Annotated in this window: 24 protein-coding genes and 2 tRNA genes; 7 read left to right on the top strand and 19 right to left on the bottom strand. The window is 65.6% G+C overall.

What is annotated here, in order from left to right:
- Positions 1-21: 21 nt before the first annotated feature.
- The 3 genes from pstA to K1X41_RS12000 all read left to right on the top strand — a co-directional run bounded on the left by pstA (position 22) and on the right by K1X41_RS12000 (position 4,754).
- Positions 22-1,113: a phosphate ABC transporter permease PstA gene (pstA, locus tag K1X41_RS12010; RefSeq protein WP_132201751.1), complete on the top strand. Its 1,092-nt coding sequence runs from the start codon at positions 22-24 to the stop codon at positions 1,111-1,113.
- 40 nt (positions 1,114-1,153) lie between these two features.
- Positions 1,154-1,933: a phosphate ABC transporter ATP-binding protein PstB gene (gene pstB, locus K1X41_RS12005; protein ID WP_133615547.1), complete on the top strand. Its 780-nt coding sequence runs from the start codon at positions 1,154-1,156 to the stop codon at positions 1,931-1,933.
- Between the two features lie 1,018 nt (positions 1,934-2,951).
- Positions 2,952-4,754, top strand: a complete 1,803-nt coding sequence (locus K1X41_RS12000) for an APC family permease (RefSeq protein WP_220175848.1) — start codon at positions 2,952-2,954, stop codon at positions 4,752-4,754.
- A 96-nt stretch (positions 4,755-4,850) separates the two neighbouring features.
- Here K1X41_RS12000 and K1X41_RS11995 read toward each other — a convergent pair.
- Positions 4,851-4,923, bottom strand: a tRNA-Lys gene (locus tag K1X41_RS11995).
- A gap of 141 nt (positions 4,924-5,064) precedes the next feature.
- Between K1X41_RS11995 and K1X41_RS11990 the strand changes: the two genes are divergently transcribed.
- Entirely contained in the window at positions 5,065-5,694 is a 630-nt protein-coding gene (locus K1X41_RS11990) for a hypothetical protein (protein ID WP_133615545.1), read from the top strand.
- Positions 5,695-5,907: 213 nt separating this feature from the next.
- Here the strand turns inward: K1X41_RS11990 and K1X41_RS11985 are convergent, their stop codons facing one another.
- From K1X41_RS11985 to K1X41_RS11965, 5 genes are all read right to left on the bottom strand, one after another.
- Complete coding sequence (locus K1X41_RS11985) at positions 5,908-6,345, bottom strand: VOC family protein (protein WP_220174713.1); 438 nt, start codon at positions 6,343-6,345, stop codon at positions 5,908-5,910.
- Between the two features lie 10 nt (positions 6,346-6,355).
- The gene (locus K1X41_RS11980; RefSeq protein WP_220174712.1) at positions 6,356-7,996 is read right to left on the bottom strand and encodes an aminotransferase-like domain-containing protein; all 1,641 of its coding nucleotides are present in this window, start codon (positions 7,994-7,996) and stop codon (positions 6,356-6,358) included.
- A 174-nt stretch (positions 7,997-8,170) separates the two neighbouring features.
- Positions 8,171-8,791, bottom strand: coding sequence for a LysE family transporter (locus K1X41_RS11975; protein WP_132201741.1), 621 nt, complete (start codon positions 8,789-8,791; stop codon positions 8,171-8,173).
- Between the two features lie 69 nt (positions 8,792-8,860).
- The gene (locus K1X41_RS11970) at positions 8,861-9,247 is read right to left on the bottom strand and encodes an ArsR/SmtB family transcription factor (protein WP_133615720.1); all 387 of its coding nucleotides are present in this window, start codon (positions 9,245-9,247) and stop codon (positions 8,861-8,863) included.
- A 79-nt stretch (positions 9,248-9,326) separates the two neighbouring features.
- A complete protein-coding gene (locus tag K1X41_RS11965; protein WP_220174711.1) occupies positions 9,327-10,328 on the bottom strand; it encodes a cation diffusion facilitator family transporter in 1,002 nt (333 codons plus the stop codon).
- A 233-nt stretch (positions 10,329-10,561) separates the two neighbouring features.
- Between K1X41_RS11965 and K1X41_RS11960 the strand changes: the two genes are divergently transcribed.
- Entirely contained in the window at positions 10,562-11,347 is a 786-nt protein-coding gene (locus K1X41_RS11960; RefSeq protein WP_220174710.1) for a CPBP family intramembrane glutamic endopeptidase, read from the top strand.
- Between the two features lie 297 nt (positions 11,348-11,644).
- Here the strand turns inward: K1X41_RS11960 and K1X41_RS11955 are convergent.
- The 5 genes from K1X41_RS11955 to K1X41_RS11935 all read right to left on the bottom strand — a co-directional run bounded on the left by K1X41_RS11955 (position 11,645) and on the right by K1X41_RS11935 (position 14,481).
- Positions 11,645-11,720, bottom strand: a tRNA-Ala gene (locus K1X41_RS11955).
- A gap of 49 nt (positions 11,721-11,769) precedes the next feature.
- The gene (locus tag K1X41_RS11950) at positions 11,770-12,120 is read right to left on the bottom strand and encodes a hypothetical protein (protein WP_220174709.1); all 351 of its coding nucleotides are present in this window, start codon (positions 12,118-12,120) and stop codon (positions 11,770-11,772) included.
- The gene (locus K1X41_RS11945) at positions 12,110-12,832 is read right to left on the bottom strand and encodes a hypothetical protein (RefSeq protein ID WP_220174708.1); all 723 of its coding nucleotides are present in this window, start codon (positions 12,830-12,832) and stop codon (positions 12,110-12,112) included. Before K1X41_RS11945 ends, K1X41_RS11950 begins: the two co-directional genes overlap by 11 nt.
- Before the next feature lie 98 nt (positions 12,833-12,930).
- Positions 12,931-13,548, bottom strand: a complete 618-nt coding sequence (locus K1X41_RS11940; protein ID WP_220174707.1) for a GNAT family N-acetyltransferase — start codon at positions 13,546-13,548, stop codon at positions 12,931-12,933.
- A gap of 6 nt (positions 13,549-13,554) precedes the next feature.
- Positions 13,555-14,481 (bottom strand): UTP--glucose-1-phosphate uridylyltransferase, encoded by a 927-nt coding sequence (locus tag K1X41_RS11935; RefSeq protein WP_133615538.1) that lies wholly within the window; start codon positions 14,479-14,481, stop codon positions 13,555-13,557.
- Positions 14,482-14,560: 79 nt separating this feature from the next.
- Between K1X41_RS11935 and K1X41_RS11930 the strand changes: the two genes are divergently transcribed.
- Complete coding sequence (locus tag K1X41_RS11930) at positions 14,561-15,145, top strand: 5-formyltetrahydrofolate cyclo-ligase (protein ID WP_220174706.1); 585 nt, start codon at positions 14,561-14,563, stop codon at positions 15,143-15,145.
- 19 nt (positions 15,146-15,164) lie between these two features.
- Positions 15,165-15,476 (top strand): FmdB family zinc ribbon protein, encoded by a 312-nt coding sequence (locus tag K1X41_RS11925; protein WP_220174705.1) that lies wholly within the window; start codon positions 15,165-15,167, stop codon positions 15,474-15,476.
- A gap of 254 nt (positions 15,477-15,730) precedes the next feature.
- Here K1X41_RS11925 and K1X41_RS11920 read toward each other — a convergent pair whose 3' ends face one another.
- The 8 genes from K1X41_RS11920 to K1X41_RS11885 form a co-directional block, all read right to left on the bottom strand.
- A complete protein-coding gene (locus K1X41_RS11920; RefSeq protein WP_258566538.1) occupies positions 15,731-19,513 on the bottom strand; it encodes an AAA family ATPase in 3,783 nt (1,260 codons plus the stop codon).
- An 84-nt stretch (positions 19,514-19,597) separates the two neighbouring features.
- Positions 19,598-20,974, bottom strand: a complete 1,377-nt coding sequence (locus K1X41_RS11915) for a uracil-xanthine permease family protein (RefSeq protein ID WP_133615534.1) — start codon at positions 20,972-20,974, stop codon at positions 19,598-19,600.
- A gap of 248 nt (positions 20,975-21,222) precedes the next feature.
- Positions 21,223-21,633 (bottom strand): cupin domain-containing protein, encoded by a 411-nt coding sequence (locus tag K1X41_RS11910; RefSeq protein WP_133615533.1) that lies wholly within the window; start codon positions 21,631-21,633, stop codon positions 21,223-21,225.
- Positions 21,630-23,051, bottom strand: coding sequence for an NAD(P)/FAD-dependent oxidoreductase (locus K1X41_RS11905; protein WP_220174704.1), 1,422 nt, complete (start codon positions 23,049-23,051; stop codon positions 21,630-21,632). Before K1X41_RS11905 ends, K1X41_RS11910 begins: the two co-directional genes overlap by 4 nt.
- Before the next feature lie 124 nt (positions 23,052-23,175).
- Positions 23,176-23,415: an HPP family protein gene (locus K1X41_RS11900; protein WP_165875523.1), complete on the bottom strand. Its 240-nt coding sequence runs from the start codon at positions 23,413-23,415 to the stop codon at positions 23,176-23,178.
- Entirely contained in the window at positions 23,412-23,837 is a 426-nt protein-coding gene (locus K1X41_RS11895) for a CYTH domain-containing protein (RefSeq protein ID WP_220175879.1), read from the bottom strand. The genes K1X41_RS11900 and K1X41_RS11895 overlap by 4 nt, the downstream gene beginning before the upstream one ends.
- Positions 23,759-24,121 (bottom strand): CYTH domain-containing protein, encoded by a 363-nt coding sequence (locus K1X41_RS16175; protein ID WP_220174703.1) that lies wholly within the window; start codon positions 24,119-24,121, stop codon positions 23,759-23,761. The genes K1X41_RS11895 and K1X41_RS16175 overlap by 79 nt, the downstream gene beginning before the upstream one ends.
- 9 nt (positions 24,122-24,130) lie before the next feature.
- Positions 24,131-25,039 carry an EamA family transporter gene (locus K1X41_RS11885; RefSeq protein ID WP_258566536.1) on the bottom strand — a complete coding sequence of 303 codons (909 nt, stop codon included), beginning with the start codon at positions 25,037-25,039 and terminating at the stop codon, positions 24,131-24,133.
- Positions 25,040-25,071: the final 32 nt, after the last annotated feature.

The following is a 25,071-nucleotide window of genomic DNA, read 5'->3' as shown; positions in this document are numbered from 1 at the left end:
CAGTCAGAACGGAAAGAAAAGATGAGCACACCAGTGGCACTCACCGTCCGTCCCGTCCACGCAGGCTCAGCGCTGGCTGGCAACCGCCTCGCACGGAGCACGCCATGGATCACGCTCGGAGCAAGTCTGGCTGGGGGCCTCGCCCTCTTCGGGCTGCTCGCCGCTGCAACCGGCTCAGACTTCTCGCTCGTCGGTGCAATCCTCGTCGGTGCCCTCGCCTACGTGCTGGTCATCTCATTGCTCTCCGGATTTGTTGAGGGGCGCCGCCAGGCAGTTGATCGCGCGGTCACCGCGTTCGTCACCGGAGCGTTCCTGCTCGCCATGGTCCCGCTGATCTCAGTTGCGATCACCGTCGTCAACAACGGCATGGCGCGCCTCGACTCCGAGTTCTTCAACTCCTCGATGCGCAACGTGACCGGCGAGGGCGGTGGGGCACTGCACGCCATGATCGGCACGCTTCTCATCACCCTCGCGGCAACGATCATCTCGGTGCCGCTCGGGCTGATGACCTCGATCTACCTCGTCGAGTACGGCCGGGGTCGGCTTGCCAAGATCATCACCTTCCTGGTGGACGTCATGACAGGAATCCCCTCCATTGTGGCTGGCCTGTTCGCGTTCGCGCTGTTCGCGGTGTTCCTCGGCCCGGGCGTGCGTATGGGCATCGTCGGCGCCGTCGCGCTGTCAGTGCTGATGATCCCGGTCGTCGTCCGTTCCAGTGAGGAAATGCTGCGCCTCGTGCCGAATGAACTCCGGGAGGCCTCGTATGCGCTCGGTGTTCCGAAGTGGCGCACGATCCTGAAGATCGTGCTCCCCACGTCGATCGCAGGGATCACGACGGGCATCATGCTCTCCATCGCCCGGGTTATCGGAGAGACCGCTCCACTGCTGATCACCGCCGGCTTCACCGCGTCGATGAACTACAACCTGTTCTCCGATCGCATGCAGTCGCTGCCCGTGTACGTGTACACGCAGTTCGCCAACCAGGGCAACCCGGCCTTCGCGTTCCTCGAGCGCGCATGGGCGGCCGCCCTGCTCCTGATCCTCATCGTGATGGCCCTCAACCTCCTCGCGCGACTCATCGCGAAGTGGTTCTCCCCCAAGTTCGGGCGCTAACGCGCACTCACGATCCGCATTTCAAAGGAAAGTACACCGCATGTCGAAGCGCATCGAGGTTTCAGACCTCAACGTCTACTACTCGAAGTTCTTGGCCGTCGAGGGGGTCACGATGAATATCGAGCCCCGCAGCGTCACCGCGTTCATTGGGCCATCCGGTTGCGGCAAGTCAACGTTCCTGCGCACGCTGAACCGGATGCACGAGGCCATCCCCGGCGCACGCGTCGAGGGCGAAGTGCTGCTTGACGGTGAAGATCTCTACGGAGCCGGCGTCGATCCTGTGCTCGTGCGCCGCCAGGTCGGCATGGTGTTCCAGCGCCCCAACCCGTTCCCCACGATGTCGATCCGTGAAAACGTGCTCGCCGGTGTGCGGTTGAACAACCGCAAGATGTCGAAGAGCGATGCCGACGATCTCGTCGAGAAGTCGCTCTCGGGCGCGAACCTCTGGAACGAGGTCAAGGACCGCCTCGACAAGCCGGGATCGGGGCTCTCCGGCGGGCAGCAACAGCGTCTCTGCATTGCTCGCGCAATCGCGGTATCCCCAGAGGTGCTCCTCATGGATGAGCCGTGCTCTGCGCTCGACCCGATCTCGACGCTCGCGATCGAGGATCTCATCGACCAGCTCAAGCGCGAATACACGATCGTCATCGTGACCCACAACATGCAGCAGGCCTCGCGGGTCTCAGATCGCACCGCGTTCTTCAACATCGCGGGCACCGGTAAGCCCGGCAAGCTGATCGAGTACGACGACACGTCGACCATGTTCTCTACGCCGTCGGTGCAGGCAACGGAAGACTACGTCTCGGGCCGCTTCGGGTAGACCCGGCTGAGTTTGGCCCGCGCCGGCCGTCGAGCTCACGCAGGAAATTCTCGCTTGTGCAGGAAGTATTCCCCGGAATCACCCTGCACGACCTCGAATTTCCTGCGTGAGCTCGACTCGTTTCTGCCTCGGCTCGCCGGGTCCCGGCTCGCGATGCTCCTCGTGCGGGAGACGCTGCGTGGGAGACGCTGAGTTGGGCACGGCCCGGTCCGGAGCCGCCCGGTCTGGGCCTGCCTGAACTGGGCCCGCCTGAACTGGGCATGCACGATCCGCCGTCGAGCTCACGCAGGAAATCCTCGCTCAATCGGACCAGAGCCTGGAATCCTTCCTGCATGAGTTCGAATTTGCTGCGTGAAATCGAATGCTCAGGGCTGGGACCCCCTCATCCGGGCTTGCCCTCCCGCTCAGGAGAAGACACCACCGCCAAAGCGCTACACCGGCGTCGACTGAGTTGTACAGCACGCCCCACGAGTGGAGGGAAACCCACGAGCGGAGGGAAACCGACGAGCGGAGGGCTCAATAGCGGGCACGCACCCCCTCCACTCGTCGCGGAGCGCACAGGCGAACGAGCACACGAGCACACGAGCACACGGGTACAGGGCACAGGGCACAGGGCACAGGGCGACACGAGCACGTAGGCACACGAGCGCACAGGCCCACAGGCGAACAGGCACACGAGCGCACCGGCGCCCAGGCGAACAGGCGCACCGGCGCACCGGCGCACTGGCGAGCACCACTCGGACCAGATCCCCGCAATGGTTCAGGCGCGAGCTCGACAGCTGAACCATACATCGGCGTGCGGCTTGATCTGCACCCTGCGCAGGCGTACTGTTACGCCGTGAACAACAGTGCTGGGGCGGCGTCCTCACTCGAAACCGCTCCGGAAGAACCCGAGCAACGCAGCGCGAAGGCCGCGCTCGGCGCCTGGCTCCTCACCGAAACCGCGGAAGCTCCTGGTGAGCACACCGGTCCACACGGCAGGGCCGGCGCGGATCGCCGCACGCACTGGTTCCGTGTCATGTGCCTCACCGGCGTTGATTACTTCTCCACGCTCGGCTACCAGCCGGCAATCGCGGCGCTTGCTGCGGGCGCGGTCGCGCCGATCGCCACCATTGTGCTCGTACTCGTGACGCTCGCTGGCGCCCTTCCCGTGTACCGCCGTGTCGCGCAGGAGAGCCCGAACGGCACCGGCTCGATCGCCATGCTGGCCAAGCTCCTTCCTCGGTGGGGTGGCAAGCTGACCATTCTCGCGCTCCTCGGCTTTGCGGCGACCGACTTCATGATCACGATGACGCTCTCCGCTGCAGACGCGACTGCGCACTTGGTCGAGAACCCGTTCGCCCCTGAGGTGCTGCACGGCCAGGAGGTCGTCATCACCCTCGCACTCCTCGCCGGGCTCGGCGTCGTGTTCCTGCGCGGCTTCCGCGAAGCGATCCGCGTCGCGACCGTGCTGGTCGGCCTCTTCCTGCTCGCCAACCTCGTGGTGATCGCCGTCGCAATCGCGCATCTCATCGGCAATCCGATCGTGCTCGGCGATTGGTGGACCGTGCTCACCACGCAGCACGGTAACCCGCTGTTCGTGATCGCGATCGCCCTCGTGGTGTTTCCCAAGCTGGCGCTGGGGCTCTCGGGCTTCGAGACCGGAGTCGCCGTCATGCCGCAGATCCGTGGCGACGACAGCGACACTGAGGCGAACCCGGCGGGGCGGATCCGGGGCGCGAAGCGTCTCCTCACCACTTCAGCGCTCATCATGAGCGGATTCCTGATCGCTTCGTCGATCACCACGGTCGCGCTCATCCCCGCCGCGGAATTCCAGGAGGGCGGAAAAGCCAATGAGCGCGCCCTCGCCTACCTCGCACACGAGTTCCTCGGGGAGGGCTTCGGCACGGGCTACGACCTGGTCACGATCGCAATCCTGTGGTTTGCCGGCGCCTCCGCGATGGCAGGGCTTCTGAACCTCGTGCCGCGCTATCTCCCCCGCTTCGGAATGGCGCCTGCCTGGGCGCGCGCCACCCGGCCGCTCGTGCTCGTCTTCACAGCAGTTGCGTTCCTGATCACCGTGATCTTCCAAGCAAGCGTCGACGCGCAGGGCGGTGCCTATGCCACAGGGGTGCTCGTGCTCATCACCTCTGCAGCGATCGCTGTCGCACTTTCAGCCCGCGCGCGTGGCGAACGCCGCGCCGCGATCGGTTTCGGGATCGTGAGTGTGGTGTTCGTGTACACGACGATCGCGAACATCATCGAGCGTCCCGACGGCATCAAGATCGCCGCGTGTTTCATCGTGGGCATCCTCGTCGTGAGTTTCGTCTCTCGCGTTTCCCGAGCGACGGAACTGCGCGCTACCTCGGTGCGTCTCGATCCCATCGCTGAGAGCTTCATTCCTGAGGGGCCGACAGCGCTGCAACTTATCGCGCACGAGCCGACGGACCTCAGCCCTGAACGATATCGAGCGAAGCTCGAGCATGCCCGCGCGGCACACCATCTCCCGCCTGGCAAGCCACTGTTCATTGAGGTGACCGTGAAGGATAGCTCCGATTTCGAGGGTGAGCTGCTCGTGCGTGGTGTTGAACGATTCGACGCGCGCATTCTCACCGTCGAAAGCAGTTCGGTGCCCAACGCGATCGCAGCGGTCGCCCTTCACCTGCGCAACGAACTCGGCTGCACACCGCACATTTATTTCCGCTGGACCGAGGGGAATCCGATCACACAATTGCTGCGATTCCTGCTATTCGGAGACGGTGAAATCGCACCAATGACACGTGAGGTCTTGCGCGAGGCTGAACCTGATCCGCGCCGCCGGCCATGGGTGCACGTGGGCTGAGCGCCGAACTCCGCTTCGATTCCCGCGCCAGATCCGAGTCTGCACAGAAAAAATCCCCGGTCAGCCGTGAAACACGACTGACCGGGGAGTGTGCAGTAGGCCCCGCCGGGCTCGAACCGGCGACCCGCGGATTAAAAGTCCGATGCTCTACCAACTGAGCTAGAGGCCCCTACCTGTCTAATCTATCGTGTTTTTCCGGACGCTTGATGCACACGGCCGTGGCGAGCGCGGCGTAGACTCGCGGAGTCCGTCACGGGAGCCGCCACATCACGTGGTGCGCGCCCACACATCCATTGCTTTGAGGAGTCGCGTGACCCGAGAACATCTGCGTCCGGTGCTCCAGCCCAGCTATACCTTCGACTGGATCATCGGCTCAGACGAGGCCGGCGCGGCGCACCGGCTCGCGCAGGAAACGTCGTGGGCGCTGCTTGATCGGGTACGCGGGGGCGCCGATCCTGAGGTCGTCGAGCGTGTCGTTGGTCTCGCGTCCGGCGATGGACTGCATGACATTGCGGAACTGTGGGCCGGCCAGACCGCCCACTCTCTCGCCGGTGTGCTGTGGCGCCTCTACCTGCTTCGGCGTGTCGCCGACGCGGATCCGGATGGTGCCGCAGACCAGTTCCGCCGAGGCGTAAGTGCGGCTGCCACGATCGATCCGGTGGTGGCAGGCGCATCAGAGCCAGTGACGTCGCGCGCGATTATTGAACTCTGCGACACGATCCTGCGCGGGGTCTTCACCGGAGATCTGGGGGCCGCGCTGGAACGCGCAGCAAGCTACTGTCGCGTGATGGCGCTCGGGGCCGCTGATCTCGCGGACAACCGCGACGCACATGATGATGAGCTCGCAGCATCGCTCACCACCCGCGCGCTTCGGTACTCGACGCTCGGGCAGGAGATCCACGCTGGCGCTCGGCGCTGGCGCGACGGCACCCTCGCGTAGGTGGAGCGGCGTGTGAATCGCGCGAGCCACACCGCACTGGTCCCCAAATCAGGGGCTGAGGTACACTAATAACGCCGGGCCGCAGTAACCCCGGGCTCCAATTTTTGCCGCTTCGAGCGGCCTTCCGCCGAGAGGCGTTTCTGCGGCTCGGTACTTCACTTCCCGTGTGGCGCGTGAGCCTTCTGCCCCGGACCAGCCCGCAGTGCCACGCGATCAGCTGTGTCGGAGATCTTGAGCAAGCATCACCAGGATCCCACTCGGCCCGCGAAGATACGTGAGCTTGTACGCGTCTTCGTAGTTTGCCACGCCACGAAGCGGGAAGCGGCCGTGCGTCGCAGCGATCGCGAGCGCTGCATCGATGTCGTCGACGCTGAACGCCACCCGGTGCATCCCAATATCGTTGGGGAGTGTCGGCTCCGTTTCAATCGCGCTCGGGTGAATATATTCGAAGAGTTCAAGCTGCCCCTGGCCGTCTGGCGTCTGCAGCACGGCGATCTTGGCGTGGTTCCCGTCAAGCCCGACTGCGGTGTCTGCCCACTCTCCGCGAATGGTGTCGCGCCCCGCAACCGTCAGTCCAAGATCGGTGAAGAACGCGATCGCTTCCTCGAGATCCCGCACCGCGATACCGACATTCTCCAGTTTGATGCCCATGCGTCACATGCTACGCCTGTGCTGCGGCAGCAGGTGGGGCCTTCTGAGTCGAAGCCGGCTGTGCGGCTTCGCCCGCCGGTGCACCCAGCACTGCAAGGATTTCGGCGATCCCCGCGCGGAGCCTCGTTGCTGGCTCGGCGCCGTACCCGACGATGAGTGCGTCCGGCGGCTCCGAGGCCGAGTCGTCCAGCCGCCCAGATCGGTAGTGCTGCACGCAATCCACGAGCACCCCGCGCCGCTCAAGTTCAGCGACCGCGGCGGTCGCGTCGTGGTCGCCAACGGGGATCACGACGTGGAGCCCTCCGTCTGCACCTTGCACGGGGATACCGGCCTCCGCCAGCTGCTCAAGCAACTGCTCACGGCGGTGACGGTACTCCCGGCGTGTGCGCGCAATCTCCCGCCGAAATCCACCGCTCTCGAGGAACTCTGCAAGCGCAAGCTGCATCACCAGCGGATGGGCCGGCCCGAGGTCCGCTCGGACCGCGTGCAGCGCGGCGCGGAGGTGCGTGTGGAGCTCCGTTGACGCTCGGGGCGCAGCAGGCACCGCAGGCACCGCAGGATCCGGATCCAGATCGGGAGTCAGGACACCCGGGTGTCCATTCTCGTTGCCGTTCCTGCGCTCAGCGCTGTCCCCGTTTCCGAGCACGATCGCGCCGCAGCGAATGGAGGGCGACAGCACCTTGTTCAGCGTCGTGATCGTCGCGACGCCTCGGTCGAGTGACCCCATCGCCGGCAGGAGCGCTCCGGCGTGCCGGAACTCGCTGTCATAGTCGTCTTCGATCACCAGCGCGCCGGTCTCTCGCGCCCAGGCCAGAATTGCCAAGCGCTCTGCGGCAGAGATCCGCCCGCCGAGCGGGAATTGATGGCTGGGCGTGAGCAGCACCGCGTCGAGCGCGCCTTGCGCGCTCAGCATACGCAGTCCCGCTCCGGTTGCCCCGTTGACTCCCACTGCGAGCGGTACGATTTCCGCGCCTACTCGCTCAAACACGCGAATGCCCTCGCGGTATCCAGGATCCTCAACCGCGATCCGTGGTGGACGCCCGTGCACTTCGCACAGTGCGAGTGCCAAGAGCAGGAGCGCCTCGGAAGTGCCCGTCGTGACCACGACGTCGTCGGCCGCGCAGTCGATCCCCCGGGCGCGACGGGCGTGATCTGCGAGGGCCTTGCGGAGACTCACCTCTCCGCTGGAGTCCGAGGCATCCGGCAGCCAGGGGTGCTTCGCTGCCGCCGAGAGTGCACGCGTCCACGAACGGGGCGGTACTGTTGCCGCGTGCGGTCGGCCAGGACGCAAGTCGATCGTGCGGGCGGAACCCACCGGAAGCTCGGTCTCCGCTGCGGCGCGCTCGTCCGCGGCTGCGCCACAGTGCGCACGTGCAGGGTCGTTTGTGCGCCACAGCGGCAGCTCGGGCGTGACCCGCGTGTCAGCGCCCTGACGACTCTCGAGATAGCCCTCTCCGGTCAAGCGCTCATATGCCGCCACCACGACTGAGCGGGAGACCCCGATCGCGGCCGCGAGCCGACGCGTTGGCGGGAGCGCTTCGCCAGGCGCGATCCACCCAGCAAGTACTGCGGAGCGGATCCGCTCGGTGAGCTGGTCGGAGAGCGGCGCCGGAAGTGCACGATTAACACCGAGTTGTGGGAATAGATCCATGCCTTACCTCGGGGAGATTGGTCTCCCCGAATCGGGCAGAACTGGCGAACAGCACGATCCTATCCGAGGGACGACACCTCACCGTTCACGCGCGCAGCGGCACGCGACGCTCCAGCCTCTGCACAGATCCGCAAACGCGCACCGCCCGTTTCAGGAGGCAGAACGCTCGGGCCGTCAGTGTACAAGCAGCAATACCCCTGCCACCACGATGAAGAGCACCCCAAACACGGTGTTGAGGGTGCGCTGGCCGCGAACGGTCCCGGCGAAACGCTGGAACGGCTTCGCCGCGGAGGCAAAGAACCCCCACATCACCACCATGTCGATCCCGACAACAGTGGCTGTCAGCACGAGGTACTGCGGCCAGAGTGGCTGATCCGGGCGGATGAACTGAGGCAGAAATGCCAAGAAGAATACTACGGCCTTGGGGTTCAGCAGATTCACCCAGAACCCGCGCCTGAGCAGTTCCCACGCGCTCGTTCCCGAGGTGTCGGCCATCGCCGCTTCCGGCTCCGGCCGGCTCACGATGAGACGCACGCCGAGATAGACCAGATATGCCGCTCCCAGCCAGCGGATCGCGTTGAAGAGCACAGGAGAATTCGCCACAAGCACGCCGACACCGGCGGCGACGATCAGGATGTGCAGCAGGAGCGCGATTTGTTGGCCGACCACACCCCAGAATGAGCGCCGCCATCCCACGGTGAGCGAGTTTGACATCGTGTTGATCGCGCCGGCCCCCGGGGTCAGACTGATGATCACCGTGGCGGTGAGCAGGGAGAACCAAAGCGCGAGTGTCACCAGCACAGTGTAGTGTGCTCTGCCACCTCGCCTCAGCGGTGAAGGACACGGCCGAACTGCGCAACGGTGTCAGTCTGCGGTCGCGACGACCCCGGTGCCATGCACGGGGCACAGTGTCACAATGTCCCCGGTGAGCGCGAGCAGGCGCTCAGCGGCCGCAAAAAGTTCCAGCAGTTCCTGCGAGTGGCGCAGCGAGTAGACGGAGGCGCGGCCTTCCGGCCGTGATGTCACGAGGCCCGCATCTTTGAGCGAAGCCAAGTGTTTTGAGACGGTGCTCTGGGAGAGTCCCAGGTGCTGGGTCAAGTCGACGACACGGTGCTCACCCAACTGCAAGTGCTGCAGGATCACGAGCCGCGATGGATCGCTGAAGCTCTGGAAGAGATGCGCCGCTGGGGTGAGCGCGACAACCTCGCCCACACGCTCACGGTCCGGCCGCACATCGGCCTCAGAATTCATCGCCATGTCTCGATGATACGCCGGGTCCCTGCTGGTCTCCGATTCTCCAGCTGAGACCAGCAGGGCTGGCCCAGCCGAATCAGTGGCTATGGCCCACCTGCTGACCTCCGCTCACCGCTGGCGTGCTCGTGAGTCCAGCGAGATCGCGGTGCATCGCTCCCTCGTGGAGCAGGTGAGCGGGCTCTTCAAACTGGAACGTGCAGTGTTCAATCCCGAAGTTCTCCCGCATACTCTCCGTGAGCCGGTCAAGCAGGCGCGCACTCCCGCCTTCCGCTACCGCTGCGGGGTCCGGTACGACGTGGGCGGACATCACCGAAACTCCGCTCGTGAGGCCCCAGACATGGAGACTGTGGAGGCCGTGCACTCCGGGAGTCTGCTCGATCTCGGCCCGCACGTCATCGAGATCGATGCCCTTGGGCACGCCCTGCATAATGAGGTTGATCGCCTGCTTGAGCAGCATGAATGCGCGCGGCAAGATGATCACACCGATGGCTGCCGCGGCGATTGCGTCGCCCTGATTCCAGCCGAGCGTGAGGTTCAAAATGCCTGAGATAATGATCGCCGCAGCCCCAATTCCATCGCTCATCACTTCGAGGAATGCGGCCTTGACATTGAGGCTCTCCTTTGCCCCGCGGCTCAGCAGGGTCAGCGAGATTGCTGCGCCGATGAGGCCAATCACTGCAAAGAGGATGACACCGCCCCCTGCGACCTCAGACGGGTTGAACCAGCGCTCGACTGCTTCAAAGAGAATGAAGCCTCCCAATCCGAACAACAGCAGACAGTTGATCAGCACCGCCACAATCTCGGCGCGCATCATTCCGAAGCTCCGCTGTGCATTCGCGGGACGAGTGGCAAAGTAGGTGGCGATGAGTGCGATGAGAATCCCACTGCCATCGACCGCCATATGGAGCGCTTCTGCGAGCAGGGCCAGGCTGTTGGTCAGCCAGGCCCCGATCGCCTCGGCCACGATAATCGCGAGGTAGATCGCGAGTACGATCTTGAGCCGTTTCCGGTGAGCGGTAGCCGCAGTTTGTGTGCTGCCCGGCGCCGCCGCCACGTCGTGGTCGTGTCCCAGTCCCATTCGATTTCCCTTTCACCATGCATCGCCACAGAACGTTAGTATCGCTCATTAGCGATGATAGTCACAGAATGCGCTGAAAGGCAATTGCGTTGCCAACCGTTCGCCTCCTGTCACGATTTCTCCCTGACACGGCGAGTGCTTTTCCGCAGACCACCGGGCCCGGCCCATATTCTTGATGCAGCTGGCACACTGCAAGCGCGCGACATCGCACCACCACGACCCGGGGAGTCCTGATGACGTCACAGAACCAAGCCCACGGCACCCAGCGCTTCGGGCGGCTGATCGAACGAGCGGACGGCAGAGACTTCCCCTACTACAACGACTCACCCGTCCAGGTGGCTGCGTGGAAGTGGGGCCTCATCGTGCTCGCGTGCGCGGCGGGATTCTTCACGCTGATGTTCTACCCCGCCACCAACGACTTTGAGTCACTCGTCCCGCGCATCCTTTTCCCCGCGATTCCGTTGGCGCTGTTCATTCTCTTCACCGGCGAATACTGGAAGTCGCTCTTCCACAAGCTCAGCGGCATGGACTATGTGGACATGGTCTTGTTCTGGTTACTCAACCTCGTGGTGTCACTTGGGATCGGGACGATCGTGGCGGCAACAGCCGGCGCGACCCCGAACGCTGTCGCAGATGGGGTGCTCGACGGCGGGCCAGCCCAGGTCGTCGCCTTCTACGTGGGCACCGGAGTCCAGTTGTTCGGCGAGGAAATCTTCACGATTCTGCCGTTCCTCGCGGTGATGTACCTGTGCCATACCAAGCTGGGGATGTCACGCAATGCGGCTGTCATCGCAGCTTGGCTCATCACCGCAGTATGGTTCGGTGCCGCACACCTGCCGACCTACGACTGGAACGTCTTGCAGGCCATCCTGGTGATTGGCGCAGCACGGCTCGTGCTCACCCTGGCGTACATTCGCACCAAGAACATTCTGGTCTCTACTGGCGCGCACATCCTCAACGACTGGGTGACGTTTACGTTCATGCTGGTCGCCGCCAGCGCCGCCGGGGGCGCAAGCTAACGGCCCCCGCGAGCGCTCAAGGATCCATCGCCAGCTGGCTCGGTTCCGGCGCGCTCGCCGCTCATCCTGCGAGTGATCACCCTCGTGCGACGCGCTGGTGACGCACAGATCTGGCTGCCCCAACTCTGGGAGGAACGGGCACCCGCCGAGATCACTCGAGCCGGTGAATGCACTCGCGGACGTGGTCGTGCTTCGTGGCTCGGGCGGGCACGGATACCCCACGTCCCCCTGCCAGCAGCTGCGCCTCCAGCACGTCTCCACACACCAAAAAAGCCCCGCGGAGCGGGGCTTTTCAGGTGGTGGATCTGAGGGGAATCGAACCCCTGACCTCCTCGATGCGAACGAGGCGCGCTACCAACTGCGCTACAGACCCTTACCGCGAATAATCGTAGCAGCGGGGCAGGGCCTGCGCGAAATCCGCGCTATCCGGCGTTGCGGCGGCGCCGCAACACGGCGTCGAGATCCGGCATGCCCTCACTGGTGTCACCGATCACGCCCATCCCGCGGAGGCGATGCTGCGCTGCGCGCTGCTGCGCTGCTGCGGGTGACATCGGTGCCCTGCGCGGTGCTGCAGTGGGCGCTTCCTGGGCGGCAGAGGCGGCAGAAGCAACAGCATCGGACGCAGGCAGGGCCGCCGAAGCTGTCTCAGCGGCGGGCGCAGCCTGGGCAGGCTGGGCAGCCCCAGCCCGCTCACGCGCGACCTGCGCGCGCACTTCACGCAGCAGGATCGAGTCTGTCTGATTCTCGTGCGAGTTCGGCCGTTCAGCGCGCACGTGCCATGCTGCGAGCGCGAGCGATGCGATCAGCAGCGGCGCGCTGGGCCGCAGCGTGAGCCGCAGCGGCATCTTCCGTCGTGCCGGTCGCGACAGGCTCCGCCTCAGGCAGCGCGATCGGCCTGTCCTCGGCGAGCACCTGCTCAGCGGGAATCGTCGGAACGTGCACGCGACCGGGAGCGAGCAGCACGAGCCCGCCCACCGAGGCGACGGCGAGCAGCGCGGAGCACACCAGTAGCGCAGCCCCGCTCCCCGCAACAGCAAGCCCGATCCCGACGAGCGTTCCCAGCACACCGACCAGCGCGGCCAGCGCCGCAAAGGCCCGGGTGCGGCGCGCAGTCGGACGCCGCAATCGCGCCGAACGCTGAGCCGCGGCCTGGCGTCGCCGCATCTCCTGCGCCCGAATCTCGGCGCGGACGGACGCGGCACGCGCCTCGGCGAGGTCGGCAGCGCGCTCAGCTTCCTGCTGCCGCTGCGCGGTGCGCAGCAGCTTCTCGTGTGCGAGCGCCTCACGTGCCGTCGCTTCGAGACGAACTTCCTGCGGCACCTCAGCAGTCTCGGCGAGGATCCGTAGCGTGCGCTGCAACCGCAGCGCGTTCTTCTCAGCCGCGCGGAATTCGCGCCTGCGTGTCCAGGCCGGCACCAGCACGGCGGCCCAAAGCAGCGCCGCAACCACAAAGATCACACCGCCACCGAGTACACCGCCAGTCATGGCTTTCACTGTACGGTGTTGTCGCGCAGCCGGCCGCCCGGCGCGCCGCTGGCGGGCAGAGCCCGACAGCCACGCTGATGCTGGCGCTCGCTGGCGTCTTAGACGCGACTTCCGCCCCCACGCTCCAGACGCGCGAGCATGGGCCCCTCTTCGCGCAACGCAACGAAGCACTCGTGATCGCGCCAGTCCCCGTCAATGTGGATGTAGGCGTTTCGCCGCCCTTCCGAGCGCATGCCGAGCTTTTCCACCACTCGCAGCGACGCAGTGTTTTCCGGGCGAATACAGATCTCCACCCGGTGGAGGCCAAGTACGGTGAACACGTAGTCCATCGCAAGCGCAACCGCTGTGGGCGCGATCCCCCGCCCGGCCACGTGCTCCGAGATCCAATACCCGATCTGCGACGACTGCAGCGCTCCGCCAGACAGCTCCGAAATACTGAGCTGTCCGACCACCGTATTGTCGAAGAGCACGACGAACGGGACGCCGCTCCCGGCTTTCAGCTGTTTCCGGTAGAGCCGGATCGTGGGCCGCATCGACGTGGATCCGGGCACCACACTCCGCCCAGAGGGGTGCGTCGCTTCCCAGCGTTGCAACCAGCCACGATTGTTCACAAGCAGCTGCCGCAACGGTTCTGCGTCACGCGGTCGCACCACGCGAAGCGAGACCCGTCCCGCGGCGAGCGGGACGGGCTCCTCAATCACGCGGCCGAGAGGCACTGCCTGCTAGCCCTCGCGTCGCGCGCGCAGCTGCTCGGCGAAGTCGATGACCCAATCCGAGATCTCCGCGCCCAGCTCGTCATGGTCGACGCCGAGCAGGACGTTTGCTTTGATCCAGTCCGCACGATCGCCGGTGTCATAACGACGCCCGCGGAAGATCACGCCGTACACGGGAGCCTCACCCTTGCCCTCGGCGAGGTGATGCAACGCATCGGTGAGCTGGATCTCGCCCCCGCGTCCCGGCTGAAGCTCATCGATAATGTCGAAGATTTCAGGGCGGAGCACATAGCGGCCGATCACTGCGAGGTTCGACGGCGCCTCTCCCGCGGCAGGCTTCTCAACAAGACCGGTAATACGCACTACGTCCGGATCGTCGGTGGCTTCGACGGCAGCGCAACCGTAGAGGTGGATCGACTCCTCCGGCACCTCCATGAGGGCGATCACAGTGGCACCGCGCGCATCGTGTTCGGCGATCATGCGATCGAGCAGCGGATCACGAGCGTCGATCAGGTCATCCCCGAGCAGCACGGCGAAAGACTCGTTCCCCACATGGCCGCGTGCGCGACCGACCGCGTGGCCCAGTCCGAGCGGCTGGCCCTGGCGCAAGAAGTACACCTCTGCGAGCTCGCTAGACTCGTGCACCTTGCCGAGTTTGCCCTCATCGCCCTTGCGCTCCAGTGAGTGTTCCAGCTCGGGCACGCTATCGAAGTGGTTGACGAGATTGTCCTTGTTTCGCCCCGTGATGATGAGGACGTCACCCAGACCAGCCGAGGCAGCCTCTTCAACGACGTACTGAATCGCAGGCTTGTCGACGATGGGGAGCATCTCTTTCGGCATTGCCTTCGTCGCCGGGAGGAAGCGAGTGCCGAGGCCTGCCGCTGGGATTACTGCTTTGGTAACGGCCGGCTTCTGGGCGCGCTGAACTTCAGTCATGCACGCCAGCCTAATGTGGGGTGCACCGCGCGCAAAGTTGCACCACCGCATTCAGCACAGCTGGAGCTAGGCTGATGCCATGGTGACGGCGGCCTCGGAGCGCAAACGCAGCGTGCGCAACGCGGTGCGAGAGCGCCGGGCCGCCAGCTCCGCCGCCCAGCGCGCAAGCGACGCAGCAGCGCTCGGAGCACGTCTCATCGAGCTCGTCGAGCGCACCGGCGCCACCCGCGTGAGCTGCTATCTCCCCACCGCGACCGAGCCGGATCCGCGCGCCTTCCTTTCGTGGGCGCTCGCCCACGGCGTCGAGGTACTCCTCCCCGTTTCGCTGCCGGATCAAGCGCTCGCGTGGGCACTGCACAGCGCAGTCCCGCCGATCCCAGGCAGACACGGCATCCTGGAACCAGCTGGCGAGCGCCTGCCGGTCACCGCGGCAAGCACCGCTGATCTGCTCTTGATCCCCGCCTGCGCGGTGGATGAGACGGGCACCAGGCTCGGCTGGGGGCTTGGCTACTTTGATCGCGCGCTCGCGGCGCTTGATCCGCTCCCCCCGGTGTACGCCGTGGTGTTCGAGGCCGACGTCTTCGCAGAGCTCCCCCGCGATCCCCACGACGTTCCCGTCACGGGCACTGTGACTCCTGCGAGCATCAGGCGTTTCTCCGCCTGACCGGCTAAGGTGGGTCATTGTGCCTACCTACGCTTACCGGTGCGCCGATTGCGGCCACGCGTTCGACATCTATCAGTCGTTCTCAGATGACGCGCTGACCGTCTGCCCCGAGTGCGAGGGCAAGCTGCGGAAGGTCTTCGGATCCCTCGGGGTCTCGTTCAACGGGTCGGGCTTCTACAGCACCGATTCGCGCGCCGGCGGATCAGGATCAGGATCAGGATCCAGCTCTTCGAGCTCCTCCAGTTCAGGATCGTCGAGTTCCAGCTCATCGAGTTCCAGCTCATCGAGCTCGGGATCATCCAGCTCGTCCGGATCCTCCAGCAGCTCCTAAGCGTTCCTGCTCGCATCGGGCAGACTCGCACTCGTTCCGACTAGCCCCAGTGCGGCGGTTTGTCGCGGCGCAGCCGCTCCTCGTTCGCGCGCTCCGCCGATCCGGCAGCCGCAGCCCCTTCGCCGCCCCACCCCTCGGTGCGGTCCTCAGCGGCCTGCTCGTCGAGCGGGTGTTCAGAGGGCCGCGGATCAACGCCCGCGGGAGCCGGCCGCTGCGCGCGCCGAGACTGGCGCGGCCGCTTGATGCTAGATCGGTCACGCGCGGCCAGCCGCCGCAGCGTGCTCCTCAGCCTCGTGGCCCAGGATCCGCGCGATGCGACGCGCGGCCTCATCCGGGTCAGCGAAGAGGTCGAAGCTCTGCACGCGGTGGTAGTGCCAGCCGAGCCGGCGCAGCACTGCGGGGCGCAGCCTGAGCGTGTCACGCAGGCTGTCGGATCCATCACCGAGGTCGATGTCGATCGCGATAGCGCGGCCATCAAAGGAAGCCGCGAGCGGGATTGCACCCCGGTAGTCCAGCGCCACGGTGAGCCCGAGTGCTTCGAGGCGGTCTGCGAGTTCACCCACCATCGGGTCGCGCTCAGCGGGCAGCGCCGACGGTTCAGGGGCCGGGTGCTCCAGGGCGAGCAGCTCCGCGAGCTCAACCACGCCGTGCTTGATGCGGGCTGAGTCGAGATCGGCCGGCTTGAAGCAGCTGACGATCGTCATGGCGCGGCGTGCGCGGGTCATCGCGACCGCGAGCAGTCGCTCGCCACCCGGTCGGCCCAGGCCGCCGAAGTTCGAGAGCACGCGACCGTGCGGCGTGCGGCCGTAGCCGATCGAGAAAATCACGCGATCGCGGCTCTGCGCCGTCGCCTGCTCGAGGGTCAGCACGGCGAACGGCTCAGCTCGCTCGCCGAGCAGGAAGTCGCGGTACTGCGGGAACTTCGAGAACGCCTGCAGCACGGCCTGGTAGACACGCACTGCGTGCCGTTCGCTTGCCGTAATCACCATGAGAGATTCGCTTGCGCGCTCGCTCGCGTGCTCCAGGACGAGCTGCACGACACGATCCACTTCAGCATCGGTGCTCTCCACCGCACCGGTCTGCTGATCAGGGAGGCCCTGCCCGCCCGGCACAAACTCATAGGTGAGGCTCGAGTGTCCAAGGAAACTGCCGGCCCACGGCAGCGACTGGATCGCGCCGTCGTAGAACCGCGTGTTGACCAGGTGCGTGAGATCCTCGCCGCCCGCGCGGTAGCTGCGAGTCAGGGTGAGCGTCGGCAGCACTTCGCCGAGCTCGGCGAACGCCGAACGGCGGTGGAGTGCTTCAGCGTCGCTCGCATCGTCAACGGGAGCGCCAACGGAGATCTCGAAGTGCGACGGCGTCTGCGTCATTGTGTCGCCAAACGCGACCACCTGCGTCGCGCGGCGGATCGCGCCGAGGTTCTCGACCAGCGTCGTCGCGCCAGCGTCAACGAGCAGGACAGTGTCGAACCGCATGCTGTCGGGGAGCTGCGCGACCTCGTATGGCGACATGGTCCAGACCGGGGCAAGCACACCGAGCAGGTGCGGGGCACCCTGCGCGAGCGCGGCAACTGAGGCATCGGGTCGGCGCAGCGTCTCGCGCATCGCGAGCGCCTCCTGCTTGTGATCCAGCACCGCGACGCGCCAGGCGTCGGCGAGCGTTGCCGCGAGCAGTGCGCCGTTCGCCCCAGCGTGCGCATCGTCAACGAGTCGGAAGTCAGCCTCAAGGCGCTCCAGCACTCCGGTGTTTGCGCTCAGCAGGGCGGGGTTCGTCTGCAACATGCGCTCGAGCGCCGACTGCCACCAGGCGAGCTCAAGCTCACTCGCAACATCCTCCGCAGGGACATGTCGGGCGGAGAGGTCGTCGAGCAACGGCTCCAGGTGCGCGGCGCGCATCCGCTCCACGATCATCGTGCGCTCCTGGATGTTCTGGAGCACCTCCGATTCGCGGGCCAGATCCGAGATCTGCGTGGCGAGCGCGCCGAGCGAGCGGTTCTTCAGCCGATCCGGGTCAGCGGCGACGCCGAGCACCCGATCCAGCTCGTCAAGATCCTGGTACGCCGACTGGTACGCCACCACAACATCGGCGATCCCGAGCGGCACCTCAGGACGGGCGCCAACGACGGTTGTGTAGCGCTGCCACAGCACGCGCTGCTGTTGGATTTGCACGAGGCGGGAGTACATGTCGGTGATGTGCACTCCCGGGCGCACGTACTCGCGCGCGAGCTTCCGCAGGCGGCGCTTGTTTGCCGCCGACATCTCGTCGCCGCCGCGCGGGGCATGCGCAGCAATGACCTCGGTGAGCGAGCGGTCGTACACGGCCGGGGTGAAGCGATCGAGCGTGTCTCGGATCCCCATCAGCAAGCGGAGGTACACACCGAGCTCTGCGATCGTCTCGTACGGGCGCATCGAGGTCTGGCCGATGACCTCGTTCGCCATGGAAATCAACCGAGGCAACTGCGACTCTGCGAGATCTACGGCGAGGCCGTACGCGGTGCGTGCTTCTTCAGTGGTGCTGAAGTTGACGCCGTACCACGGTGAGTCTTCGGGACCGTACTGGAACTGCCCCAGGCGGGCAACTTCAGTCAGCGCTTCAGCCATCGAGCTACGATCCAGCGTGAGCTGACCCAGCGCCTGGTCGTCGAGACGGACCGTCGTGCTCGGCGGACGCTCGCTCAGCGCGAGCACGGTAAGCCGGCGCAGCGCGTCCAGCGGGGAGACGCCGTACCGCGTGTCAGCGCCCGACAGGGCACCGCGGTAGTCCCGCAGCACGCCGCGCAGACGGGTCAGGGCAGCATCGACCTCGCCGAGCTGCTCAGCGCGTGCGTTCTCATTGCGGCTGATCGACTCGACCAAGTTGCGACGCAGACGGCGCGGGCCGACTGACAGCCCCGCGAGCCCCGCACGAGTGAGGCGGTGCGTGATCCCGTCGAGCGTTGCCCTTCGGGGGGAGACCACGAGGACGCGTTTGCCGTCGCGGGCGAGGCTGCCAATGGCGTTCACCACGGTCTGTGTCCCACCTGTGCCGGGGAGCGTGTGAACAACAATGGAGTGCCCAGCATCGATCTGGGCGAGCACATCGTCCTGCTCGGCATCGGCGTCGTAGAGGTAGCGGTCAACATCAGGTGAGCGTTCGTCTGACGGTGTCGCGCTGACCGGACGGTAACTCGCGGCGAGCCGCTCTCGAGCCGGCTCGCTGCCGCACACCGCCGCGAGGATCGGGGAATCAAGATCTTTCACTGCGCCGGCCATACCCTGCGCCACGCTAAAGAACGACGAGACGACAAGTCGTGGCTGCACGACGAACCCCGAAACGCCGGCCACCATCTGGCGGACGCGGTCGATCACGGGTTGCGGTTTGAATACGCCCTCCGACTGAGAGAGCTCGACGAGGGAGCGCGCGTCGAGGACGATCCCGAACTGCGCGTGGAGGGCACGGATCAACTCAGGGTTGACGACAGGGAACTGCTTCAGCTTGAGCTCAAAGTCTCGCCCGTAGCGGCGAATCGCGAGCGGGCGCAGCAGCACAGGGGCGCAGAACTCTTCACCTTCGAATGTCCACTTCGCGATGCCGACGCCCAGATTCACGGTTTCGATCCCGCGTACCGTGCGCATCTCAATGGCCTTGTCGGTGACGCGGCCAGCGGCTGCGCGCGCGTGGCGCAGTGCCAGATCGTCGCGGATCAGGGCGGACAGCAGGATCTTGTTTCCCGTGATGAACTGTGGAAGTCCGCCGGGGTGAGTGGTCGACAGCTCGATGCGATTCGCCGGGCGGTCGTCGAAGTGAAGCAGAGGGTTGCGTCCACCGATTCCGGCAGCCTCGCGGCGCCAGTCCGCGTGTTCGTCGGCGTATGCGTCGACCAGCGACACCGGGCCGGTGAGCTGTGTGGTCAAGTCAGTCTCCTGTCGCGGGACCGGATCGGGGGATGGCGCGAGGGCACCCTCGTCTCGCGGCAGCACCGCCTCAGCGGTGACGCCCTGCGCCTCATTTTCGTCGCGCACCGTTTCCGGTCGTCGACGCCGATCTACACTCCACACACCGCCACCATACGGCGGAAGGCCGCGAAAACACCGCAACCGCGGCGGAGTTTCGTCCGTCGCGGTTGCGGTATTTCACAGGATTTACGGTGTGCGTTCCGGCTCGACTTCTGCCGCGGGTCCGGTGACGACCGGATCCGCCAGCTGCATCTCGCCACCGCGCGCCTTCGCGAGGATCCGCATGAGGTGGTAGACCCCGATCGCGGCGATGGTGCCGAGAGCGATGCCGTTGAAGACCACGGAACCGAAGTTGATCGTGAAATCGGCGATGCCGACGATCAGGGGAACCGCCGCGGAGAACTGGTTGATCGGCTTCGAGAAGTCGACCTTGTTGTCGATCCAGATCTTCACGCCGATCAGGCCAATGAGTCCGTAGAGCGCGACTGTGACTCCGCCGAGCACCGCCGGCGGAACCGAGAAGATCACGGCGCCAACCTTGGGCGAGAAACTCAGCAGCACAGCGATTCCGCCTGCAACCCAGTATGCCGCCGTTGAATACACGCGGGTCGCAGCCATAACGCCGATGTTTTCGCCATAGGTGGTGGTGCCAGATCCGCCGCCGAAGCCGGCGAGCATCGTCGAGATACCGTCAGCGAGGAGCGCACGGCCCGTCACACCATCGAGGTCGCGGTTCACCATGAGGCCGACGCTCTTCACGTGGCCGACGTTCTCGGCGATGAGCACAAGCACAACAGGCAGGAACGCGGGGAGCAGCCCCCACAGCGACGGATCCGTGAAGGGGTTCCCAACCGCATGGAATGCCGGGAGACCCACCCAGGCCGCATCGTCCACCGCTGAGAAGTCAACGAGGCCGGTCATCATTGCGATGACGTAGCCGACGGCCATGCCGAGCACGATTGAGAGGCGCCCGATGAGGCCTCGGAACAAGACCGTGATCAGCAGGATCGCGAGCAGCGTCGCCAGCGCTACCCAGGAGGAGAGCACCTGGTCCACGTCCGGATTCGCGCCCGGGTTGCCCGTCCAGTTGTTGCGCACGGCGGGTGCCAGGTTGAACCCAATGAGCGCGACGATTCCACCCATCACCACGGGAGGCATGAGCGCGTTGATCCACCCGGTGCCAAAACGGTGCACCACGAGGCCAACGATCGCCATGAGCACGCCGATCGCCAGGATGCCGAACGATGCGCGGCCCAGATCATTGCCGCCAGCCGTCGCCGCGAGGATCGGGGCAATGAATGCGAATGATGACCCCAGGTAACTCGGAAGGCGGTTCCCGGTGAGGACCAAGAAGAGCAGTGTGCCGAGACCGGAGAAGAACAGGGTCGCCGTGGGGCTGAAGCCCGTGATCAGGGGCACCAGGAACGTGGCGCCGAACATCGCGACGACGTGCTGTGCGCCGAAGCCGAACGTGCGACCCCAGCTCAGGCGCTCGTCGGGAAGCACAATCGCGTCGGGAGAAACGGTCTTGCCGTCGCCGTGCAGTTTCCAGGGCAGGGCCATGCTGGCTCCTTCGATGGGGCGGTCGACTCCGAGCGTGCTGCGCGTCCGCCCCGAGGCCGCGCGACCAAGCGTTTATCTTACAGCCAACACTCAGCCGCCCGCGCTCCCAGTTTTGATCTGCATGCACCGGCCCGGCGTGCGGTATCGCGTTCCATTGGTGTGTCCCACCGCCGCACGTGAATGCTCACGCTGCGGGTGGAGCGAAGTGCACCCGGCTGGCGCCGGTCGGGTGGCGCCGGGAGCGGCGTCTACTCCGCTGCGATGTAGATCTTCCGAATGTGGTCTGGAACAGTCCACTTCGTGCGCGTGCCGGCGACGAGGCGCATCACGTCGCCAGGGCCCACCTCGACAGTGCGCGGATCACCCGTGCGGTCGAGCGAGGGTGCCGTGTCTGGCTCGCTCAGCAGCTCGATCGTCGCCCAGCCTGAGAGCACCACGAAGAGTTCGTCGATTTCGGTGTCCGTCACCGTGCCGCCGCGCAGCTCCCAGATTCCGGCGCCAACGCCAGCGATGCTCCCCAGCTCCACGAACCCCTGCTCAGGGGACCCTGCGACCACATCGTCGGTCGCGACGGCGTCGAGCGCAACGGGCACGCTCGCCGCGCGTACCACAGCGTTCAAGCCCTCAGGCAGCTCAGTTTCTGCCGCGCGAGCACTCATGAGTCGAACCCCAGACCGAGCGCGTCGAGTGTTTTCAGGAGCACATTGCGCTTGCCCTCATTGTGGTCGGCCCGGTCGAGCGCCCAGCGCGTCAGGTTGATTCCGATCGATGCGGCTGGCTCTGGCGGGAATGGCAGCGGGACGTCCTGCACCATCTTGAGCTCGGTGCGCTCAGTGACACGACCCTCGAGCCGGTCCACGAGCACATCGGCGGCGAAGTGGGTCGCCCCGACTCCGAGCCCGGTGAAGCCAGCGACGTACTGCACTCGACCGCCGTGCGCCTGTCCGAAGAATGCGCAGAATCGCGTGCTCGTATCAATGACGCCGGCCCAGCGGTGGGTGAAGCGCACACCGGCGAGCTGCGGGAACGTGGTGAAGAAGTGGCTGGCGAGCTTGCGGTGGCTTTCCACCCGATCCTCGTGCTCCGGATTGATTCGACCGCCCGCAAAATACACTGCGTCGTACCCACCCCAGAGGATCCGGTTGTCTTTCGTGAGGCGCGAGTAGTGGAATTGGTTCGCCATATCAGCGAGGCCTTCGCGTCCCGTCCACCCAATCGATTCGAGCTGCTCGTCCGTCAGCGGCTCGGTCATCAACACATAGTCGTATACCGGGACCGTGTGGAAACGGTAGCGCTTGAGCAACGAAGGAAACACATTCGTACAGAGTGCGACGCGCTCAGCGGTGACGGTGCCGCGCTCAGTGGTGAGTTGGATCGGAGTGTCTGATCCACCTTCGAGGCGCTTCACCGGAGTCTGTTCATGGATCTCGACACCGAGGCTGGCCGCGTGGCGAGCCAGCTCTGCGGCAAGTTTGGCCGGGTGAAGGTTTGCGTTTTCGTGGGGCGAGAACTCGCCGCCGAGGAACGTGGGCGAGGCGATCCTCTGCTGCACCTCGGCAGCATCAAGCGTCACGACTGACGGGTCGTCACTCTCACCGAGCCAGTCAACCTGGTGCGGTGCGTTCGCGACGGACAGCTGGCCCGTGCGTTCAAAATCGACGTCGAGCTGATGCTCTGCGATGAACTGCTCGATCGCATCGAGGTTCTCAAAGCCGAGCCGGCGCAGCGTGCCGGTCTCCTCCGGCCAGCGCGCCTCAGCGTTGGGCTCACCGTGGGTGATACTCGCCTCGCAGAAACCGCCGTTGCGACCGGAAGCTGCCCAGCCAATGCGCACAGCTTCGAGCAGGATCACGCGCCGTTCGGGGTGTTCAGTCTTCAGCTTGATGGCGGTCCAGAGCCCGGCGTACCCGCCCCCGACGACGGCGTCGTCGACGCGGGTATCGCCAGGAAGCGCCGGATACTTCGCCGCGTGACCGGCGACATCGTCGGTCCAGAAGCAGCCGAGCTTGGTATCTGCGAGCGCGTCTTCGACGATCTTCGCGGCCGGTCGGTGTGTTTCAAAAATGGTGGAGTGCATGAGGTCCTCGTCTTCGATGTCCGCTTTGATCTTCGCACACCCACTCGAGTTTGTAAATGGCAATGTCAACGCCGTTTACATCGCTGTGAAACCGGTCGGCGCGCTCTCCGCTCTCCGCAGAACGCTACTCAGCTGGCGGCTTCATGATCGCGCCGGTCGCCAACCCGAGAGCGAGCCCCGCAGGAAGCCACAACCAGAACTGCGTAATCGCTCCGATGACGATCCCCATCACGGCGCCCATGATGATTCCGACGATGATCTGCTTGCGTCGTGCCTGCGGCGATGGCTGGGACGCGCCCCGCTCGCGGCTCTTCCGCGACATGCCAGCGCCGCCGGTCTTCCCGGACTGTGATCCCTTGCTCATGACCCCAGCCTACGCGCAGCAGCCTGATCGGCAGCGTCGAGTTCCGTGAGCGCCGCGAGCTGCTCTGGATCCGCGCCACGGGCCTGTGCCAACGCGATGAGCTTGCCCGTCGCTCGCGCGATCTTCGCGGGGCTTGCCGAGGGGTACGCGCCCGCCGCGCGCAAGAGTGGGTCCACCGCATCGAGCACAGTCTCCGCCGCCCCCGGAAGTAGTTCGGCCTCCCACTCACGCCAGGCACGGTGCACGCCGTCGCTGAGATCAGTCGCGTACACGCGATCATCCGCGAGCTCAACCAGACCAGCGCCCGCGGCATCACGTAGCACCACCACAGTGCGCTCAGTTTTCAGTGTTGCACGAGGCGCCACCTGTTCGGCGACCTCCCCGACCCGCGCACGCAGCTCGTCCAGCAGGCCTGCGGGCATCTGGGAGGCAACCGGCCAGTGCAGTTCCCGCACTCCCCTGGCTCGCGTCGCTTCACGTGCCACCCGGCATCAGACCCGCCCGTGCGCACCCGCACGGCAATGCCCGCACGCGCAAGCGCCTCATCTGGCGTATCGAAGTACTGTGCGGCCAGGTGAAAGATCACGGGCTCCGTGGCCGAAAAGCCTGCTCGTGCGAAGCGCTCCGCTGTGGGGAGGTGCGCGTCAACAGCAACCTCGTACTTCCGCTCGATCTCGAGCGCTTCGACCCCTGCTTCTGATGTCACGCGCCCAGTTTACGCCGGGTGCTCCGAATCAGTCAGCGGCGGATCGGCGGCAGGACCGTGTCCACCGGAGAACCATACAATCCCCGCGCCCGCCGCGACAATCAGCACCACACCGGTGAGCGCGAGCGGCGTCAAAAGTTGACCAAGGAAGACTGCACCAAGAATCGTGCCAACGACTGGGTCAAACGCGAAGAAGACGCCGAGCACGCGCGCAGAAGTGAGCCTCCCTGCGATCGTGTCCACGGTAAAAGCGAGCGCGGTGCCGAGGAGCGCAGACGCCACGAGCGGCACCAAGTGTTCAGCTCGGATCAGCGGCAGCGTTGGCACCGAAAACGGCAACGTCAAGACCGCCGCGATCGTCACCGAGAGCGCCACGCTCGGCAGCCCGCCCTCAGACTGCCCGACACTCGCGGCGAGCAGCGTGTACAGCCCGAACGCCGCACCAGCAAGGGCGGCAAACACCAGGCCAAGCGGATCCAGCGCACCCCCGAAGCCCGCGATCAACGCAACTCCCAGCAGCGCAACAAGCGCCAGCGCCCCCTCCCGAGCGCGGCGCGAAGCGAGCAAAGCAACCAGGCATGGGCCGAGGAAGTCGATCGTGGTCGCGACCCCGAGCGGAAGGCGATCAAACGCGAGGTACAGGAACGCATTCATGGCGGCCATCGCGACGCCGTAGAGCACGATCCCCGCCCACTCGCGACGTGAGCGCCCGCGCAGCCGTGGCCGAAAAATGAGGAGGAGGATCACGGCTGCGACCAGCATGCGAACTGAACTCGTGCCGAGCACTCCGAATGCCGGGAAGAGTCCCACGGCGATCACGGCGGAAAACTGCATTCCCAGTGAGCCGATCAGCACCAGCACCATTGCGCGAATCGTTGCGGCGCGGGTGAACCGGCGGGTATTCGACGATGAGCTCATCAGACCAACTCTAGTGCCGGATACACTGTGCT

The organism is Leucobacter luti (assembly GCF_019464495.1).
GTDB lineage: Bacteria > Actinomycetota > Actinomycetes > Actinomycetales > Microbacteriaceae > Leucobacter > Leucobacter luti_A.
This window is presented reverse-complemented; position numbering and strand designations above follow the sequence as displayed.